Raw genomic sequence first — 19,563 nt, forward strand, 5'->3', positions numbered from 1 at the left:
AACAATGAAAGAAGAAATAATTATAGCAGGATTCGGTGGACAAGGCGTATTGTCTATGGGTAAGATTCTGGCTTATTCCGGTTTGATGGAAGGCAAGGAAGTGAGCTGGATGCCGGCATACGGTCCAGAACAACGGGGTGGTACTGCCAACGTTACAGTAATCGTTAGCGATGACAAGATATCTTCACCGATTCTTAGTAAATACGATGCCGCCATCATCTTGAACCAGCCTTCACTCGAAAAGTTTGAAAGTAAGGTGAAACCCGGTGGTGTCTTGATCTATGACGGTTACGGAATAATCAACCCTCCTACCCGCAAAGACATCAAAGTATACCGTATCGACGCAATGGATGCAGCCAACGAAATGAACAACGCTAAAGCGTTCAACATGATCGTATTAGGCGGTCTGCTGAAACTTCGTCCGATTGTAACTTTAGAAAATGTCATCAAAGGCTTGAAAAAGACTTTGCCAGAACGCCACCACCACTTGATTCCTATGAACGAGGAAGCTATCAAGAAAGGTATGGAGCTAATCCGCGAAGTTTAATTAATGGATAGTGAACAATGGATAATTGATAATTATTAGCTACGTGTTGTACGTATGCAACATAATTTTCAATTATCCATTATCATTAAATCAATTAAAGTAAGTATCTTTGCCTCCAATTATGAGACGAATCTTACTATTATATATATTACTTACCGTTATAGGTCTGACAAGTGTTCATGCACAGTTCGACAATGGTCGCCAGGTAATCGACGAAAACGGCTATGACCAATACGGCAACCAGGTAGACCCTGCTATGATTCCGGACAAGCTGGACAGTGCAAATGTTGAGATACAGGGATTGCCTCCTAAATTATATATGTGGCGTATCAAAAACCAGTTGGGCGACCGGACTATGATTCCGGCGGATACTGCATATCATCATTTCCAGAACACGAACCTGACTGACGGGCTGACCGGACATTACAATTATCTGGCCAATATGGGTTCTCCCCGTATGTCACGTATTTTCTTCGACCGTCGTGACCCTGAGCCAACTATTTTCATGGAGCCTTTCTCCAGTTTCTTTATCCGTCCTACGGAATTCAACTTTACGAACAGTAACGTACCTTATACCAACCTGACATATCACAAAGCCGGTAACAAGGTGAACGGGGAAGAACGTTTCAAATCATACTTCTCTGTCAATGTAAACAAACGTCTGGCTTTCGGCTTCAACATAGACTATCTGTACGGACGGGGATATTACAATAATCAAAGCACATCACATTTCAATGCAGCTTTTTTCGGTAGTTATATCGGCGACCGCTACCAAATGCAAGCCATATACAGCAATAACTATCTGAAAACAAACGAGAACGGAGGTATTACCGATGACAGATTTATCACTGCCCCAGAAGAAATGTCACAAGGAGGAAGGGAATATGAATCAACCAATATGGAAACGGTATTAAATGCCACAACCAATCGAAATCATGACTTTTACGTATTCCTGACCCAACGTTACAATCTGGGATTCAGACGCAACATACCACAGGCCGAAAATGACACTACTCCCGCCAAACAAGAATTCGTTCCGGTCACCAGTTTTATACATACCGTTCAAGTGGAACGTGCACGGCATAGTTTCCATTCTGAAGATGACGTGAAAGATTACTATCAGAACACTTATTTAGAACCTGATAATCCATTAGTAAAAGACAGTACGACCTATATAGGAATCAAAAACACCGTAGGTATTGCTCTGTTGGAAGGGTTCAATAAATATGCCAAAGCCGGACTGACGGCATTTGCCTCCTATAAAATCAGCAAATATACACTGATGAACCTGGAAGGCATAGGTAATGACAAATACAATGAGAATGAGATATTCGTAGGAGGCGAATTGTCCAAACGTGAAGGTAATGTACTCCATTATCATGCCATCGGTGAAGTGGGACTGGGAGGAAAAGCAATCGGACAGTTTAATGTAAAAGGCGATATAGACCTGAACTTTCCTCTGTGGAAAGATACGGTCAGTCTTATAGCCCGTGGAGAGGTCAGCAATAAACTGGCTCCGTTCTATATGCGCCACTATCACTCCAAGCATTTCTGGTGGGACAATGATATGGACAAGGAGTTTCGCACCCGCATTGAAGGAGAGTTGAGCATTGCCCGCTGGAGGACAAAATTGAAAGCAGGAGTCGAGAATATAAAGAACTATACTTATTTCAATCAACAAGCATTGCCCGAACAAAAAAGCGGAAGTCTGCAAGTGTTGTCAGCAAGTCTTAATCAGGACTTCAAATTGGGTATCTTCCACTTGGACAATGAGGTGACCTGGCAGAAGTCCAGCGACCAGACCGTGCTTCCCTTGCCGGACCTCTCGCTATATCATAACTTTTATATGCAGTTCAAACTGGCAAAAAAAGTGCTCAGCGTACAATTAGGTGCCGATTTGAGATACTTTACCAAATACAATGCCCCTGCATATATGCCCGCCATTCAGAACTTCCATCTGCAACCGACAGACGACCAGGTAGAGATAGGCGGCTATCCTATTGTAAATGTTTACGCGAACTTACATTTAAAGCGTACACGTTTCTATGTAATGATGTATCACGTGAATCAAGGAATGAGCAGACCGAATTATTTCCTGTCTCCTCATTACCCTATCAACCCACGTGTGCTGAAATTCGGCCTTTCATGGAACTTCTATGATTGATAAAACTTCTGCAGCTTATGGTGACACGCCCCAAAATAAGATTGCTCAGATATCTGATACCTGTAATTATCGTACTGGCACTACTCTTCTGTTTCCGTCGATGCGACAATCAGCAAAAACAACCGCTTCCCCCACACGACTATGCAGATATTATCAGAGAAGGTGTATTACGTGTAGCGACAGAGTATAATTCCATCAGTTTTTATGTAGACGGGGATACGGTTGCAGGGTTTAATTATGAACTGATACAGGCATTCGGCCGAGATAAAGGACTAAGAGTTGACATCAGCCCTTATATGAGTTTTGAGGATCGTCTGAGAGGATTGAGCGAGGACCGTTATGACGTAATAGCATACGGTATATTAGCAACCAGCAAATTGAAGGATTCCTTACTGCTCACCTCTCCCATCGTGCTTAACAAACAAGTGCTGGTACAACGGAAAGCAACCGTAGAAAACGATTCCCTTTACATACGCAGTCAATTGGATTTAGCGCAAAAAACACTCCATGTTATAAAGGGTTCCCCGTCAATCTTGCGTATTCAGAACTTGGGAAATGAGATTGGAGATACCATTTATATAAAGGAAATAGAAAAATACGGCCCGGAACAATTGATTTCGCTTGTGGCACATGGAGACATCGACTATGCCGTATGTGATGAAAGTATCGCACAGGCTGCCGCTGATTCTTTGCCGCAAATAGATATCAATACGGCAATCAGTTTCACACAATTCTACTCATGGGCAGTCAGCAAACAATCACCTGTCTTACTCGACAGTTTGAATGCATGGCTGGATAGATTCCAGAAGGAAGAAGAATATCAAAAGATTTACAAGAAATACTATGATAAAAAATAACCTTATCAATCTACTTACTAAACGAAAACAATCCTATACTTTTTTCCCCATTGGCATATTGTCCTTCATCCCCGGGCTTATCTCTACTCACCTGCCTTTATACTGCAAATAGGATATGCTTTCACAAGAGCAAAGGTCCTATCCACCCGAAACGGAAAATCTATTCCATACAAACAACATCTCCATTTTAGCAAAATAGAGGCTTTATTTTCCAAATTCCTCCACTAAGTTAATAATCAATAAAGTTGCTCTTGACAAAAAATTGCTTTATCTTTGGAGTTTATTAGAATAAGCAAATAGGTAATTGTATTATGAGTGAAAAGATAATCAAGTGGGGATTCATCGGTTGCGGAGAAGTGACGAAAACTAAAAGCGGCCCTGCTTTCCAAAAAGTAGAACATTCGGAAGTAGTAGCCGTGATGAGCCGTGACGGTGCGAAAGCAAAAGCATACGCCAAAGAGAGAGGTATCAAGAGATGGTATGACGATGCACAAGAACTTATAGATGATCCGGAAGTGAATGCTATCTATATCGCTACTCCTCCCTCATCCCATGCTACATACGCCATCATGTCGATGAAAGCAGGTAAGCCTGCCTATATTGAGAAACCGATGGCCGTCACATACGAAGAATGTACGCGCATTAACCGCATATCCAAAGAAACGGGAGTTCCCTGTTTCGTTGCATACTACCGCCGTTATCTTCCCTACTTCCAGAAAGTAAAAGAATTGGTAGAAAACGGAACTATCGGTAACGTAATCAATGTACAGATCCGTTTTGCCCAACCGCCACGTGACTTGGATTATAACCGTGAAAATCTTCCCTGGCGTGTACAGGCTGACATTGCAGGCGGTGGTTATTTCTACGACCTTGCTCCGCATCAGATTGATTTATTACAGGATATGTTCGGATGTATCCTCGAAGCAAACGGCTACAAGAGCAATCGCGGCGGGCTTTATCCTGCCGAAGATACGTTGAGCGCTTGTTTCCAGTTCGATAACGGATTGGTAGGCAGTGGTTCCTGGTGCTTTGTAGCTCATGATTCAGCTCGCGAAGACCGTATAGAGATTATTGGGGACAAAGGAATGATTTGTTTTTCTGTCTTCACTTACGAACCTATCGGCCTGCACACAGAAAAAGGAAGGGAAGAAATCTGTATCGGCAACCCGGAACATGTACAGCAACCTCTTATCCAAGCGGTAGTAGACCATTTATTGGGCAAATCTATCTGTTCTTGCGACGGTGAAAGTGCGACACTGACCAACTGGGTAATGGATAAGATTCTTGGAAAGATATAATCCTCATATTAAACTAACAATCTATTTTATACCATGACTAAAGAAGAATTGATGCGGAAAGCCATCGAGCTTTCAAAGGAGAATGTCGAGAACGGTGGAGGTCCTTTCGGTGCTGTGATTGCCACTAAAGAGGGAGAGATAGTTGCCACCGGAGTAAATCGTGTCACCGCTTCCTGCGATCCTACCGCTCATGCCGAAGTAAGCGCCATACGCGCTGCCGCTGCAAAGCTTGGTACATTCAATCTTAGCGGCTATGAGATATATACTTCTTGCGAACCTTGCCCCATGTGTTTAGGTGCCATTTACTGGGCACGGTTGGACAAAATGTACTATGGCAACAATAAAACCGACGCAAAAAATATTGGCTTCGATGATTCCTTCATCTATGATGAACTGGAACTGAAACCGGAAGAGAGAAAACTTCCTTCTGAGATTTTATTGCACGAGGAAGCTATTTCCGCTTTCAAAGCATGGATGAACAAGGAGGATAAAATAGAGTATTAGACGGACAACCGTTCATACCGGACGACTAATAGAAATCCCCGGAAGTGCTGTAGACACTCAGCATTCCAGGGATTCTTTACACACAAAAGTTATTATTGAAATTGAAAACTGATCTGGTTTAGAAACGCATACCGACTGTAAAAAGGACTTGGCTACGGGTGTTGGTTACTTTCGTAGCGTCCGGTGAAGCTATTAAAACACCTTCATCATCCACAGTTACATTAATGAATGGATAAAAATCTTCCTTATAAGTAGAGAATTTATATGCCAGGTCAGCATAAAATGTAGAACCCCGATACCCAATACCTAACGTATAGTTACTCAGCGATTTACTATTAGCGAAATCCGTATCCGTTTGAATAGAATTTATTGCCAAGTCCTTATAAGCGTCTTTCTTAAATGCCGCCGAACTGTAGTTATAACCTGCACGAAAAGCAAACTGAGGTACCACTTTATATTCCAAACCTAGTCGAGCTGTATGCACGCCTTTCAACATAGGTGTCGTACTATTCTCCCATTCGAAAGCGGAAGCATATCCATCAGGATCTCTAAATTTTATTGAAGAGTAGTCTTGATACTCATATTCCGCTCCTAAAGCTAAACTATTACCTACCGTATATCCCAAACTTACATTATAAGTCCACGGAGTCTGAAAACGAAAGCGCTGAACCATATCATCTTTACCAGGCAAATAATCACGAGAATCTATATCACGATAGGTAATCTCATTGGCTACCGGATCCCAAATATCTGATTGCATAAAAACACTTGTCTTATAATCCAGACTATAAAAAACAGGTGTATGAATAGCCAAACCTATACGGAAAGGTGAATACTCGAAAGGACGAAGAATCGCTCCGAATTTAAAATCAAAACCTGATCCGGTAATTTTATTCCAACCTTGCAGTTTATATCCTGTTTCATTACCATAATCTTCATCATACGAGGTGTACTTATTATAATCAATGGAATAAGCCCCAATTGTTAGCCCCAGATAAAAACGGTCACTGAAATTAAAAGCGATATTAAAATCATATTGATCTATGCCACCACGTTCTTCCGAATGAAAGCGTGCGTATGGACTTACTCCATCCGGAACGATTGTATTATAATAATCATAATCATAAAACAGAGGCTTTCCCTCATTATCTACTACCTGATTACCTTCCTTATCTTTATACGGAAATTCATTCTGCGTAGTTGTAAGGCTCGGACTGATTACATATCCCTCATATCCCACCGCAGAAAGCCAACCTATATCATTAGTATCAAACGGATTTCCCCAATTTGATATTCCGTCAGACAGAGAAGCCATCAAGAAGGCCTGTGAATAATTACCAAGATCACCGTTCATTTCCATATTCTTATAGAAAGACTTTGCTTTATGATAGTTAAATCCAAAATTCACATAGCGTAAGGGAGTAGTGTTTCCGATCTTTGATGAAAATACAAATCCGATATTATCAAATGAAGCCCTGTTTTTATCCGAATTCCACTTACTGCCTAAATACTTGCTTTCACTTCCATAAGATGAGAAACCGAAAGAAGTCATTATATCACTGCTACGATAGAGCCCAATACCGGCCGGATTGGTCCCTATGGTAGAAATATCTCCACCAAGTGCCCCCATAGCACCTCCCATTCCGACAAACCGGGCAGTTCCATTTAAATCTTTTCCTGTCAGTTTAGCACCATCATAAACAGTCTGTGCTAATCCCGAAGCTGCAGAAACAAATAGTCCCAATACAGCTACCATAACTATTTTTTTCATACCTTTCATTCCATTTAATTAATACCCTTCGTTTTATCTTCTACCACCGCTACGAGAAGAACCTCCTCCGCCAGAAGATCTGCCGATTCCCCCACCGGAAGAATAGCTGCCGCGCGAACTACCACCTGAAGAGGCAGGTGAATAACTGCGGGAAGATGATGAACGAGAAGTTCCATAAGATGATGAACGACGGCTACTATTACCGTTAGAATAGTTGCTGCGTGGAGTGGAAGAACTACCGCGATTGTAAGTAGATGTTCTCGTTCCACTACTGCCACTTCTCACTCCAGAAGAACGGGAATAAGAAGAACCGGTTCCTGTTCCACTAGTCCGAGTACTACTTGGCCGAGAATAAATACTGCCACGACGTGATGAATTTCCCGTACGAGTACTTGAGCCATAACGCTCATCCGAAGAACGCGTACCTACCACGCGTCTTGTTGTGCTTGTTCCCCTGCCATAAGCTGATCCGGAGGTACGAGACGAGCTAGCAGTTGACCGAATAGCAGAACCACCAGAACGAGTGGCGCTTGAACCATATCGACGTACAGTAGAAGAATTTCTGTAACTGCTTTGTCCATACGAACGACGGTTTGTATAAGTCGGACCAGTCCAACGGCCTCCACCGCCCCAGCCCCAGCTAGGACCGCCGTGCCAATGATGATGATGTCCCCAATATCCACCACCATACCAGCCACCCCAGTAGCCGCCATGCCAGCCGCCCCAATAGCCCGGATAATATCCCCAAGCATAATAAGGACGACTCCAGCCCCAACCATAGTTCCAGCCCCAGCCGTATGAACCATAACGCCAATCCCACCAAAGTGGATTACTGAATGTCGGGAATGCGTAAGCATACATACCATCGGTATATATATTCCAGTCCCAAGAATTCGGTCCGTAGACTACATCCCAATATAACGGACTGCTGATACTGATAGCGAAACGCGGATTACGGAAACGGATGATGCGTTCGGCATATTCATAGTCGTCCTGCGTACCATTGAATTCGCCGGTCACCCATTCCCCGTCCAAGTCCGGAGTAGATTTTTCCTTTATATATAAGGTATCATTATCCATTACGAATTCATTATCACGTGCATCGTAACGGCGGTTATATTCATCCACATCCCGTGTTCTCCCCCTACGGTCCTGAACCACAACTGTAGTTCCCGGTGAAGTATAGATGTTTGTCACCTGTTTCTTCGGTTCCTTCCTCACCGGAGTTTCTTTTTTCTCCTTTTTGTCTTTGGAAGGTACGAAGTAAAGGTCGTCATCAACGCTTTGTGCCATCAAGCCTATCGGGAGACACAAGGCAACTAGCAAGAAGTAAACAATCTTTTTCATATCATCTGGGTTTATGTAATTACTTAAACTTATTCACGTTACAAAGATAAGGAAGAGATTTATCGCCTTGGGGAGATTTTCCCCAAAGGATAGTAGGGATTTCCCTAAAATTGTGATTATCTTTGCACATTATTCACCAGCATTAGAAACAACTATGAAGTATTTTGAGTTCACTTTTCATACGAATCCGTCCACAGAGATTGTAAATGATGTATTAGCTGCCGTATTAGGCGAAACCGGTTTCGAGAGTTTTGTTGAAAATGAGAACGGATTAACCGCATATATCCAACAAACTTTATGTGACGAAACCTCCATAAAGAATGCAATCGCCGGATTTCCCCTATCCGATACGGAAATCACCTATACATATGCAGAAGCAGAAGACAAGGATTGGAACGAGGAATGGGAAAAGAATTTCTTTCAACCGATTATCATCGGTAACCGTTGTGTAATCCACAGCACATTTCATCAGGATATTCCTAAAGCAGAATACGATATCGTAATCAATCCGCAAATGGCTTTCGGCACAGGACATCACGAGACTACCAGCCTTATTATCGAAGAACTGTTGGATAGCGAGCTGAAAGATAAATCATTGCTGGATATGGGTTGTGGAACTTCTATTCTCGCCATCCTTGCACGAATGAAAGGCGCACATCCATGTACCGCTATCGACATAGACGAATGGTGTGTACGAAACTCTATCGAAAACATCGAATTGAACCACGTAGATAATATTGCCGTTTCTCAAGGAGATGCCTCTTCACTTTCCGGAAAAGGGCCGTTTGATGTGGTTATAGCTAATATTAACCGCAATATCCTACTGAATGACATGAGACAATATGTCACTTGTATGCATCCCGGAGCGGAACTATACATGAGCGGATTTTATGTGGATGACATCCCTGTTATCCGCGAAGAAGCGGAAAAGAACGGACTGACTTACATCCATCACAAAGAAAAGAATCGCTGGGCGGCAGTGAAATTCATTTATAAAGTTTAATACTATTACTCTGCCAACAGAAACAAAGAATACAGGGATAAAAATAGAGAGTGTCAAAACGCAGATTATTCATTATGACACCCTCATAATATATAATAGCTTATAAAAGGAGTTACGCAAACTCCTTTTTTACTTGTTCACACCAATCCTTGATTTTCTTTTTTGCCTGGTCCGACTGATTATCCAAGTCGATAACCAACCCACAACACTGATTGCCACGCAATGCTCTGGAACGCTCAAAAGTATATCCTTCCGAAGAAGTAAAGCCCACCAATGCCGCCCCGTCTTCTTCGAATACTTCTGCCAATAGCCCGATACCATCAGCAAAGTTTTCCGGATAGCGTACCTGATCTCCCAATCCAAAGATAGCGACCTTCTTTCCTTTCAAATCCATCGTTCTAAGCTCCGGCAACAGCTCGTCCCAATAAGTAGGCAACTCTCCGTCAAACCAAGTGGAGGCTCCGACAATAAAACAATCATAAGCAGCAAAATCGTTCTGCCAAGCCTGTTCTATCGGTACCACTTCTATATGACTTTCACCGAATTCTTTCTGTATTCTTTCCGCCACCCAACTCGTTTTTTCAGCTTTGGCAGCATAAAACAAACCTATCTTCTTCATAATCCATACTGTTTAATATTCTAATAACTTCCTGGCTGCTTCATAGATCTTAGCTTCATCCGGCAAAATCTCCTTTTCCAAAATAGGATTGAAACCGACGGGTGTAAAGGTAGAGCCGACACGTTGCACAGGTCCGTCCAAATAGCGAAACATCTCTCCAGCTATCATTGCGGCAAGCTCCGCCCCAAAGCCGGAGAAAACTTTATCTTCATGTACAACCAACGCCTTACTCGTCTTTTTCACCGATTCGAATATCGTTTCCTTGTCCAAAGGAACCAAAGAACGGATATCTATAACCTCTACTTTCCACCCCTTTTCTTTCTCCAACCGTTCCGCAGCATTCAGACAGAAATGCGTTGTATTTCCATACGTAATGATACTTAGATCTGTCCCTTCACGACGAATACGTGCCTTTCCGAAAGGAACTTCAAAATCTTCCGGTACGATTGCAGCAGCCTCAACGGAATTATACAATGCTTTCGGCTCAAGGAATAAAGTAAAGCCTTTGGAACGCATACTGGTACGGAGTAGCCCGGCTGCATCATCCGCAAAAGACGGACAGACAATACGTGCTCCGGGCAAAGTGGTCAAAGCGCCTTCTATGTTTTGAGAATGATAAAGTCCTACGCCAATATTCATGCGTACATTCCACATATTGTTCGACAGCAGGCCAAAAATAATCGGCAAACTCCGCTCCTTCTATCACAACATGAATCTTTGGATCAAAGCGGCTCATTCCATCAATAATAGCTATATCAAAGTTCATAATCGTATATTTTTAATAATAATACGATTATAACAAATAAGAGAAGAGATAAGTTGTTTGAAAAAGAAACAGCTGCTATTTTATTGTCAGCTTCTTGAGATCTTCCAATGTACCGTTGAAGACATTCAGATCCACCTCTTCTTCAATGCCGGGTACATTTCCCACATCCGTATGTTGCCAGAAATCCCATTTACCTTGATATTTCACAGAGTCCACATAATAGTGGGCAATCCAATAAGGATATGCGTTAAAGATAGAATCGTCCAGATAACGGGTTTTAAATTTATAAGAAGTATAAAGAATAGGTTTTACCCCATAATAAGCCTCCACACGGTCGAGCCAGCGCTTGATACCTTGCTGCAATTCTGTCTTATTCTTTCTTCCGGTCATTTCTACATCAAGCACAGGGGGCAAATCTCCGGTATCCAATTTTACCGTACGAATAAAAAAGTCGGCTTGCTTCAAAGCATCTGTACTCGGAATATAAAAATGATAAGCTCCACGTATAAATCCATGATTACGCGCATTGGCAAAGTTTGCCGAGAAAGTAGTGTCACCATGATCGCCTCCTTCTGTCGCCTTCATAAAGACAAAATGCAAAGGAGTCACTGTCTCCTTGTTTTGCCGAAGTTTCTGCCAGTCTATTTTTCCCTGATAATGAGAAACATCAATTCCATGAACATCGTAGCCGTCAGGAATACAAACTCCATATTCTTTTAATCCGTGGCAAGGCTTCCAACGATAAGCATAAGGGCGGATAAAGAAATAATAGAAAGCAACAGAGAAACAACCCACAATCAGTACTGCCAGAATATTACGCAACCAGACAGGCATACCATGGCTCGTCTTCATCTGCACCCTTTTCGGAGCACGGGAAGATTTAGAAGAAGTAGTTCCCTTTTTTCGAGTGGCGGAAGCAGTCTTTTTCTTTTGAACTGCAGCTATCGGATTATTACGTGACGACAAATGACTGAATGATTAAGGGTTAGTGAAAAACGATGAACGATAATCTGTCATACGACACCTACCGTCCATCGTTAATTAATTATTTACCGTTAATCGTTAACCGCTAACAGTTAAGATTATTTCTGTTGTTCCAACTGCAAAGTCTTTGTTGCCTGGTCGCAAACTTCCGTAGGACCAAAGTACTGAATCGGACCCGGATATACATAATCCGTTTCAATAGCCCAACGGTCACGTTGTGCGGCAAATGCTTTGAAAGGAGCACCATCCAGTTTTACCAATGCTTTCTGGATAACCGGTTTCATTTCACCGTGACGGCGTTCCATATTCATCATCATTGTGATAGGCACACCACCTGCAATCCATTCGGCAGCAGGAGCAGTGGTATTGCGTACAGAAGACATATAACCTGTCTTACCGTTAGCAATCAGCATAGAAGCTGTGTAACCCAAAGAATAGCAGTAATCCGCATCGAAGTTTGACGGAGCAGCGCAACGTCCTTCGTAACCGAAGAAGTGGTGCTGAGCAGCAAACTTACCTACATACTTGCCTTCTTCTTTCCAAGCCGCCAACTTCGTAGCTACCATTTCAGACAACAGTTTTTCTGTTTCGATCAATGATACCTGAACGTTTCCGTGAGGGTCACGGTCCAAAGTCAACTGACGGGCAACACCTTCCGGCAGACTTGCATAGATAGCAGAGTTCTCCGGAGAAAGTTTGCGGATGATATAATCACGCTGGTGAGACTTTTTAATCTGAGCGAATTCTTCTGCGTTAGCAGCCAGGAAGTCATTCAGCTCAGCAATCAGACGTTTCATAGCCGGAATGAACTCAACCAAACCTTCAGGAATCAATACTGTACCGAAGTTATGTCCCTGTGCAGCACGTTCTGCCACCACTTTAGCGATGTATGTTACCACATCATCCAAAGACATATCCTTAGCTTCAACTTCTTCTGAAATGATACATACGTTCGGTTGTACCTGCAAAGCGCATTCCAGTGCAATGTGAGAAGCCGAACGACCCATCAATTTGATGAAGTGCCAGTATTTACGTGCAGAGTTACAGTCACGTTGGATGTTACCGATTACTTCAGCATAAGTCTTACAAGCTGTATCGAAACCGAAAGAAGTTTCAATCATATCGTTCTTCAAGTCACCGTCGATTGTTTTCGGACAACCGATTACCTGTACACCATACTTCTTGGCGGCATAGTATTCAGCCAAAACACAAGCGTTTGTGTTAGAGTCGTCACCACCAATGATAACCAATGCTTTGATACCGAGTTTCTTGATAATCTCAAGTCCTTTTTCAAACTGATCTTCCTTTTCCAATTTCGTACGACCGGAACCGATAATATCGAAACCACCAGTGTTACGATATTCATCGATGATGTCAGCAGTCAGCTCCATATAGTTATGGTCTACCAAGCCACCGGGACCTAAGATGAAACCATACAATTTGTTTTCCGGATTCAGTTTCTTGATACCGTCAAACAAACCGGAAATCACATTGTGTCCACCGGGAGCTTGACCACCCGAAAGAATCACACCTACATTCATAGCAGGAAGAGCTACCGCTTCACCGGCTTCAAATGTAATCAACGGCATTCCGTACGTGTTGGGAAACAAAGCTTTGATAGCTTCCTGATCGGCTACAGATTCAGTAGCAGTACCTGCCACTGCTTTAACAGCTCCTGATGCCAATGCTTTTGGAAGTTTGGGCTGATAAGCAGCCCTTGCGATTTGCAATGCACTTTTAGTCATTTTCTCTATTTTTATTTAAAGGTGTTAGTAAGTTTCTTATCAAACTTGAAAAGCGTTGCAAATTTCGCACTTTTTTCCGAATTATGAAAATTCTTCTTTCTTTTGTTTAGGGATTTTGTTTCCAACCTCCACCTAAAGCCTTATAAAGTTGTACTACAGTTATCAATTCGTCGCGAATCGCATTACTCAAGCCAATCTGCGCATCGAAATATCCACGTTGCGCATCCAACACGTCCAGATAATTAATGACACCGTTAATGTATTGAAGCTGTGCAAGTTCCATATAGCTCTTCGCCGAACGTTCCAGATTCGCACGAAGCTCATATACCTCTTTTATCTTGTTGAAATTCACTATCGCATTACGTGTCTCTTTGAAAGCCTGCAATACAGACTTCTCATAATTGTGTACTTCAACTTCATAGGCCGCCTTTTTCGCTTTCAGTGCGGCACGGTTCTTTCCCCAGCCAAAAATTGGAGTCAATAAAGCCCCTTCCATAACCGCATAAGGAGATTTCAACAGTTCCGATAGAGACGTGCTTTCCGAGCCAAATCCTCCTGTCAGGGCAAGACGCGGAAACATATTCGTATAAGCCACCCCTACTTTAGCATTGGCTGCAATCAGCTTTTGTTCAGCCTGACGGATGTCGGGACGACGTTCCAATAAAGTGGACGGTAATCCGATAGGAAGCGTTTCCGGTGACTTAAACTCCTGAAGCAAACGTGAACGGGCAATCTTGTTTGGATATTCACCTGCCAGAAAAGCTATATCATTTTCTTTCAAGGAAATCTTCCGTTCCAAGTCCGGAACCAAAGTTGCCGTACGTGCCAATTCCACCTGCGACTGACGGTACGACGTCTCCGAAGTCAATCCTCCGGCAAAACGGATACGAGCCAAACGGACTCCTTCTTCACGGGCTTTCAAGGTTTGTTTTACGATATCCAATTCCGTATCCAAAGCCACCAACTCATAATATGCCTGTGCCACCTCCGCTACAATAGTCATTCGTAGTGCCCGTTGTGCCTCTACCGACTGTAAATACTCTGCAATGCTAGCCGAACGCGCCCAACGCAAATTTCCCCAAAGGTCAAGTTCCCAAGAGACTAGAAACTGCGCTTCAAAGGTATCCGACCTCTTAAAAACCTCTCCTCCATGATTTTCGAGTTCACGTTCTGCCGTCACTTTCCCTTTTATATCAGGAAGCAATGCTGCCGTAGAAATCCTCTTCTGTGCAGCCATCTCTTTCACACGGGCAGCAGCTATCAGCATATCCTTATTATGATCCAATGCCCGTTCTATCAAGCTTCTCAATGTAGAATCCGTATAAATATCTTTCCAGTCCTGATCACCAAAGCTAACTGAGTCCTGATGTTGAGCCAAACTGTCGGGTAGATGAAGATCGGGACGGACATAACTTTTTCCTACCTTGCAGGAAGTCAATATTCCTACAAATAACAATATGACAATATATAGTTTCTTTCGTTTCATCATTTCTTCTGTTTTAAGAGTTTAGACTTCGTCTTATATACCATCACAAAGAAGAACGGTACAAGAATGATACCAAATACAATAGCAAATATCATTCCGAAAAAGACACCTGTACCGATTGCCTGCCGACTTGCCGAACCGGGTCCGCTAGCCAAAACCATTGGAAGCATACCGAGCACAAACGCGAGCGAAGTCATCAAGATCGGACGGAAACGTAAACGGGCCGCATAAATAGCCGACTGCACCAAGTCTTCTCCCTTGTCAACCTGCACTTTAGCAAATTCAACAATCAAAATTGCATTCTTGGCGGCAAGCCCCACCAACATGACCAGACCAATCTGAAAATACACATCGTTCTCCAATCCGCATACCCATACCCCAAGATAAGCACCCAAAGCGGCAACGGGCAAAGAAAGCAATACGGCAATAGGTACTGTCCAGCTTTCATATTGCGCAGCAAGAAAGAGAAATACGAAAAGGAATACCAATGCCATCACCATGCCTGTCTGACCTCCGGCCTGTTTTTCTTGGTAAGAAAGTCCGCTCCATTCCAAACCTATATTGTCTGGAAGATGTTCACGAGCAATCTGTTCCATGATCTCCATCGCTTGTCCGGAACTGTATCCTTGCGCAGCTGCCCCACGAATGACTGCCGTAGTAAACATATTGAAGCGCTTGATACTACCCGGTCCTGTGGTATAAGAAGCGTTTCCTAAAGATGTTAACGGTATCATAGCTCCATTAGAGGCCTTGACGAAGAATAGATTGATATTATCCTTATGCTCACGGTAAGGAGCTTCCGCCTGAATGTATACCTTATATATACGGTTGAACATATTGAAGTCATTTACGTATACCGAACCGGTATAGGCTTTCATGGTAGAAAATACATCAGCCAAAGGTACACCGAGCATTTTCACTTTGTCCCGGTCTACATCAAAATAGAGCTGCGGTATCTCCGATTGCAAAGAAGAAGACAAACCCGTCAATGCCTTATTTTTAGAAGCGTAATACATTAATGTATCCGCCGCATCCACCAGATTGTCAAAAGTGGCTTCCCCACGAGCTTCCAACTGCATTTCAAAGCCTCCCGAAGTACCTAAACCCGGTATCACCGGCGGAGTGGAAAGATAGACTTTGCATTCCGGATATTCCTCAAGATGTCTCTCCACTGTATCCATAATCTTTTCGATACTTGTGTTCTTGCGCTCTTCCCAAGGTTTCAGTATAACCGTCAACTCGGCACGTCCCTGATTACTGCCTACACGCGGACTGCTTCCCGTCACATTCTGAATATATTCTATGTATGGATTCTTTTCCAGATAAGCAATGGCACGATCGGTCACTATGCGCGTACGTTCCAAAGTTGCTCCCTCCGGCAATTCCAATTCAATCTTGAAGTAACCCTGGTCCTCTACGGGCAAAAAACTAGTCGGAATAATACGATGAACCAACATTATGGCTATCAACACCATACCGAAAGCACTCAACACCCGGCGAGGATGCTTGATAGTCCGGGTAACGGCAGCTACATATTTATTACCGCCAATACCTAACCATTCATTGATTTTCCTGAAAACAATATTTTTCTTCTTCCCACTATCCGGTTTTAAGATCAGAGAACACATGACCGGACTCAATGTCAAAGCTACGACTGTGGAAATGAGCACGGACACTACAATCGTCACTGTAAACTGACGATATAACTGTCCTGTAATTCCGCTCAAGAAACTGACAGGCACGAACACGGCAGCCAATACCAATGAAGTGGCAATCAAGGCGCTCGCCAGTCCGTTCATCGCTTTCTTGGTAGCTTCATAAGGACTCAGCTTTTCCGTTTCCATAATATGCTCTACTCCTTCCACCACTACAATTGCATCGTCCACCACAATACCGATGGCAAGAATCAATCCGAGCAAAGTCAAGATATTCAAAGAGAAACCAAAGATCAACATAAAGCCGAAAGTTCCGATCAATGAAATAGGTACCGCCACTACAGGAATCAACGTCGCACGCCAGCTCTGTAAAGAAAGATATACTACCAACACCACCAGTACTAAAGCCTCAAATAAAGTTTTATATACTTCATGGATAGATTCTGAAATATAGGTTGTCATATCAAACGGAATCTCGTAGCTCAATCCTTCCGGGAAGTTCTTGCTAATTTCCGCCATCGCTTCCTTCACTCTTTCAGCCACCTCCATCGCATTGGCACCCGGCAACATATAGATACCAAGCACAGCGGCATTCTCACCGTTGATACCACTCTCTGTATTGTAGGAAGAAGCCTCCAAAGAAACACGTGCCACATCCCTCAACCGAATGATGGAACCGTTTGCATTGGCACGCACCACAATATCCTCAAACTGCCCAACCGTAGAAAGACGTCCTTGAGTTGTAATAGGAATCGTTATATCCAATCCCTGCACCGGTTGTTGCCCTAGCACACCTGCCGCAGATTCACGGTTCTGATCTTTCAAGGCATTTTGCAAGTCTTGCACGGTCAGACCGAAATTCGCCAATTTATCAGGCTGTGCCCATATCTGCATTGCATAATAACGGCTACCAATATTTGAGACACGTCCCACTCCCGGAATACGGCGAATCACATCAAGCACATTGATGGTAGCGAAGTTACTCAGATAAATTTCGTCAAACTTCGGATCGGTGGAAGTCAGACAGAGTGTCATCAACTGGCTGGGAGCCTGCTTTTCTACCGAAATACCATTCTGGATCACCTCTGCCGGCAAACGGGATTCCGCCAGTTTCACACGATTCTGAATTTCGACTGCCGCCAAATCCGGATCAGCAGAAACATCAAATGTAACCGTTGCCGAAAAACCTCCGGAATTAGAACTGTTCGACTCCATATAAAGCATTCCCGGCGTACCATTGATCTCCTGCTCAATCGGAGTAGCTACTGCCTGAGATACGGTAAGCGCACTCGCACCCGGATAAGAAGCACTGATCTTCACCACCGGAGGAGTGATCTGCGGATATTGATCAACCGGAAGCATTGTCAGACCGATAATACCGACAATCACAATCACGATAGAGATTACAGCCGAAAAAACCGGCCTATCTATAAAAAACGTAACTTTCATCGCCTATTCTCCTTTTGTGTTATCCTTCGTTTCCATCTCCTGCTGACTTACCCGCACTTTCATTCCCGGCGTCAACTTATGGAAACCTTCCACTACAACAATTTCTCCTGTTGCCAGTCCTCTTTCCACCACTACATTATTCCCTACTTCCGGTCCTAATTCAATAAAACGTTTCTCTACCGTATTATCCTTACGCATGGTATAAATATATGCTCCTCCTTTTTCAATGGTAACCGCTTTCATCGGAACAACGAGTGCACCTTCACGAACATCCAACAATAGTTTGACCTTAGTAAACTGTCCCGGCAACAAGACTTGTTTCGGATTCGGCATTTCGGCACGGACGGAAAAAGTTCCCGTCTGAGGATCGACCTGCGGTTCGGCAAAATCTACATATCCTTTATATGGATAAACGGTATTATCCGCCAGCGTAATAGTGATATTGGGTTGCCAGGAACGGGTAGAGTCCTGTTGTCCCAAATTAATATTTCTTTCTTTACTTTTCAGATAATCGAGTGCCGTCATACTAAAATCCACCAATACTGTGTCACTTTTCACAATGGTAGCAAGCAATGATTTTCCACCGGGACCGACCAACGTACCTAAATCCACGTTTCTTTCACTGATATGTCCCGACAGAGGAGAACGGACAATAGTATAACCCAATTCCAATTCCGCCTGTGCCAAGTCTGCTTCGCTCATAGCCACCGTTGCTTCGGCACTTTCAAAAGCAGCTTCCGCATTATCCAAATCCAACTGACTTGCAGCGTTTTGTTCAAACAACGGACGGATACGCTTTAAATCACGTTCCGCTTTCAAAGCCTGCGCCTCATCTTTCTTCAACTGCGCTCTCGCCTTGTCCGCTTTGGCACGATATTGATCCTGATTGATTACAAATAAAACCTGATTCTTATTTACATACGTACCTTCGGCAAAAAGCATATTCTCCAAATAGCCTTCCACACGCGCACGTACTTCGACAAACTGTTGGGCACGGATACGCCCGACATATTCCCCGTATATTTCCACATCATCTTTAACTACCGGTTCCACAATGACTGTCGGCATTTCCGGCTCAATCTTCTGAGGCCGGGTTAGTATCCAATACGCCCCCAACACAATTACCACACAAATTATAGCAGCAATGTTTCTCTTTCTTCTCAGTTTCAACTCATGTTTCGAAAAGAATAATCTCATATCGAATCTTATTATTAAATTTAACTTATGCTTGTTCTATCTTCCTCTCAAGCAAATAGTATGCCAAAATCATTACATTTATTATTCGCTGTCTATCAGCTCATTATACTTTGTCATGCTAAATGCGGAAATGTAGAATTTATCGGAAATATGTAGAAATAATCCACAATT

General features: G+C 43.1%; 14 protein-coding genes and 1 pseudogene. 6 read left to right on the plus strand and 9 right to left on the minus strand.

The window, feature by feature from the left end; translation table 11 throughout:
• The first annotated feature begins 4 nt into the window (after positions 1 to 4).
• The 5 genes from H8S63_RS06810 to H8S63_RS06830 all read left to right on the plus strand — a co-directional run bounded on the left by H8S63_RS06810 (position 5) and on the right by H8S63_RS06830 (position 5,370).
• Positions 5 to 547: a 2-oxoacid:acceptor oxidoreductase family protein gene (locus H8S63_RS06810; RefSeq protein WP_007758949.1), complete on the plus strand. Its 543-nt coding sequence runs from the start codon at positions 5 to 7 to the stop codon at positions 545 to 547.
• Positions 548 to 668: 121 nt separating this feature from the next.
• Positions 669 to 2,711 carry a putative porin gene (locus H8S63_RS06815; protein WP_186926263.1) on the plus strand — a complete coding sequence of 681 codons (2,043 nt, stop codon included), beginning with the start codon at positions 669 to 671 and terminating at the stop codon, positions 2,709 to 2,711.
• 17 nt (positions 2,712 to 2,728) lie between these two features.
• Entirely contained in the window at positions 2,729 to 3,568 is an 840-nt protein-coding gene (locus tag H8S63_RS06820) for a transporter substrate-binding domain-containing protein (protein ID WP_186926265.1), read from the plus strand.
• A gap of 311 nt (positions 3,569 to 3,879) precedes the next feature.
• Positions 3,880 to 4,866, plus strand: a complete 987-nt coding sequence (locus tag H8S63_RS06825) for a Gfo/Idh/MocA family protein (RefSeq protein WP_007757406.1) — start codon at positions 3,880 to 3,882, stop codon at positions 4,864 to 4,866.
• Positions 4,867 to 4,899: 33 nt separating this feature from the next.
• A complete protein-coding gene (locus tag H8S63_RS06830) occupies positions 4,900 to 5,370 on the plus strand; it encodes a nucleoside deaminase (protein WP_007758945.1) in 471 nt (156 codons plus the stop codon).
• A 118-nt stretch (positions 5,371 to 5,488) separates the two neighbouring features.
• Here the strand turns inward: H8S63_RS06830 and H8S63_RS06835 are convergent, their stop codons facing one another.
• Together H8S63_RS06835 and H8S63_RS06840 are read right to left on the minus strand one after the other, a co-directional pair.
• Positions 5,489 to 7,141, minus strand: coding sequence for an OmpP1/FadL family transporter (locus tag H8S63_RS06835; RefSeq protein ID WP_186926267.1), 1,653 nt, complete (start codon positions 7,139 to 7,141; stop codon positions 5,489 to 5,491).
• A 33-nt stretch (positions 7,142 to 7,174) separates the two neighbouring features.
• Positions 7,175 to 8,488 (minus strand): hypothetical protein, encoded by a 1,314-nt coding sequence (locus H8S63_RS06840; protein WP_186926268.1) that lies wholly within the window; start codon positions 8,486 to 8,488, stop codon positions 7,175 to 7,177.
• A gap of 154 nt (positions 8,489 to 8,642) precedes the next feature.
• On the opposite strand from H8S63_RS06840, the gene prmA reads away from it, so the two are divergent.
• The gene (gene prmA, locus H8S63_RS06845; RefSeq protein ID WP_186926270.1) at positions 8,643 to 9,491 is read left to right on the plus strand and encodes a 50S ribosomal protein L11 methyltransferase; all 849 of its coding nucleotides are present in this window, start codon (positions 8,643 to 8,645) and stop codon (positions 9,489 to 9,491) included.
• A gap of 112 nt (positions 9,492 to 9,603) precedes the next feature.
• On the opposite strand, the gene H8S63_RS06850 is transcribed toward prmA, so the two are convergent.
• From H8S63_RS06850 to H8S63_RS06880, 7 genes and pseudogenes are all read right to left on the minus strand, one after another.
• Positions 9,604 to 10,110, minus strand: a complete 507-nt coding sequence (locus H8S63_RS06850) for a flavodoxin (protein WP_186926272.1) — start codon at positions 10,108 to 10,110, stop codon at positions 9,604 to 9,606.
• Between the two features lie 12 nt (positions 10,111 to 10,122).
• A pseudogene (locus H8S63_RS06855) lies at positions 10,123 to 10,849 on the minus strand (alpha-ketoacid dehydrogenase subunit beta); the annotation flags it as partial.
• 102 nt (positions 10,850 to 10,951) lie between these two features.
• Positions 10,952 to 11,842 (minus strand): glycoside hydrolase family 25 protein, encoded by an 891-nt coding sequence (locus tag H8S63_RS06860; RefSeq protein WP_022275034.1) that lies wholly within the window; start codon positions 11,840 to 11,842, stop codon positions 10,952 to 10,954.
• 116 nt (positions 11,843 to 11,958) lie between these two features.
• Complete coding sequence (locus H8S63_RS06865) at positions 11,959 to 13,605, minus strand: diphosphate--fructose-6-phosphate 1-phosphotransferase (RefSeq protein ID WP_143867880.1); 1,647 nt, start codon at positions 13,603 to 13,605, stop codon at positions 11,959 to 11,961.
• Between the two features lie 106 nt (positions 13,606 to 13,711).
• Positions 13,712 to 15,091: an efflux transporter outer membrane subunit gene (locus tag H8S63_RS06870; RefSeq protein ID WP_186926326.1), complete on the minus strand. Its 1,380-nt coding sequence runs from the start codon at positions 15,089 to 15,091 to the stop codon at positions 13,712 to 13,714.
• On the minus strand, positions 15,091 to 18,195 hold the full coding sequence (locus H8S63_RS06875) for an efflux RND transporter permease subunit (RefSeq protein WP_143867878.1): 3,105 nt from the start codon (positions 18,193 to 18,195) through the stop codon (positions 15,091 to 15,093). Before H8S63_RS06875 ends, H8S63_RS06870 begins: the two co-directional genes overlap by 1 nt.
• 3 nt (positions 18,196 to 18,198) lie before the next feature.
• A complete protein-coding gene (locus tag H8S63_RS06880) occupies positions 18,199 to 19,392 on the minus strand; it encodes an efflux RND transporter periplasmic adaptor subunit (RefSeq protein WP_186926274.1) in 1,194 nt (397 codons plus the stop codon).
• Between the last annotated feature and the right edge of the window lie 171 nt (positions 19,393 to 19,563).

The organism is Bacteroides sp. NSJ-39 (assembly GCF_014287315.1).
Taxonomy (GTDB): Bacteria; Bacteroidota; Bacteroidia; order Bacteroidales; family Bacteroidaceae; genus Bacteroides; species Bacteroides finegoldii.

Coding starts and splice junctions, on each gene's coding strand:
- H8S63_RS06810 (WP_007758949.1), top strand. CDS start 5: ATGAAAGAAGAAATAATTATAGCAGGATTCGGTGGACAAGGCGTATTG.
- H8S63_RS06815 (WP_186926263.1), top strand. CDS start 669: ATGAGACGAATCTTACTATTATATATATTACTTACCGTTATAGGTCTG.
- H8S63_RS06820 (WP_186926265.1), top strand. CDS start 2,729: ATGGTGACACGCCCCAAAATAAGATTGCTCAGATATCTGATACCTGTA.
- H8S63_RS06825 (WP_007757406.1), top strand. CDS start 3,880: ATGAGTGAAAAGATAATCAAGTGGGGATTCATCGGTTGCGGAGAAGTG.
- H8S63_RS06830 (WP_007758945.1), top strand. CDS start 4,900: ATGACTAAAGAAGAATTGATGCGGAAAGCCATCGAGCTTTCAAAGGAG.
- H8S63_RS06835 (WP_186926267.1), bottom strand. CDS start 7,141: ATGAAAAAAATAGTTATGGTAGCTGTATTGGGACTATTTGTTTCTGCA.
- H8S63_RS06840 (WP_186926268.1), bottom strand. CDS start 8,488: ATGAAAAAGATTGTTTACTTCTTGCTAGTTGCCTTGTGTCTCCCGATA.
- prmA (WP_186926270.1), top strand. CDS start 8,643: ATGAAGTATTTTGAGTTCACTTTTCATACGAATCCGTCCACAGAGATT.
- H8S63_RS06850 (WP_186926272.1), bottom strand. CDS start 10,110: ATGAAGAAGATAGGTTTGTTTTATGCTGCCAAAGCTGAAAAAACGAGT.
- H8S63_RS06865 (WP_143867880.1), bottom strand. CDS start 13,605: ATGACTAAAAGTGCATTGCAAATCGCAAGGGCTGCTTATCAGCCCAAA.
- H8S63_RS06870 (WP_186926326.1), bottom strand. CDS start 15,091: ATGAAACGAAAGAAACTATATATTGTCATATTGTTATTTGTAGGAATA.
- H8S63_RS06875 (WP_143867878.1), bottom strand. CDS start 18,195: ATGAAAGTTACGTTTTTTATAGATAGGCCGGTTTTTTCGGCTGTAATC.
- H8S63_RS06880 (WP_186926274.1), bottom strand. CDS start 19,392: ATGAGATTATTCTTTTCGAAACATGAGTTGAAACTGAGAAGAAAGAGA.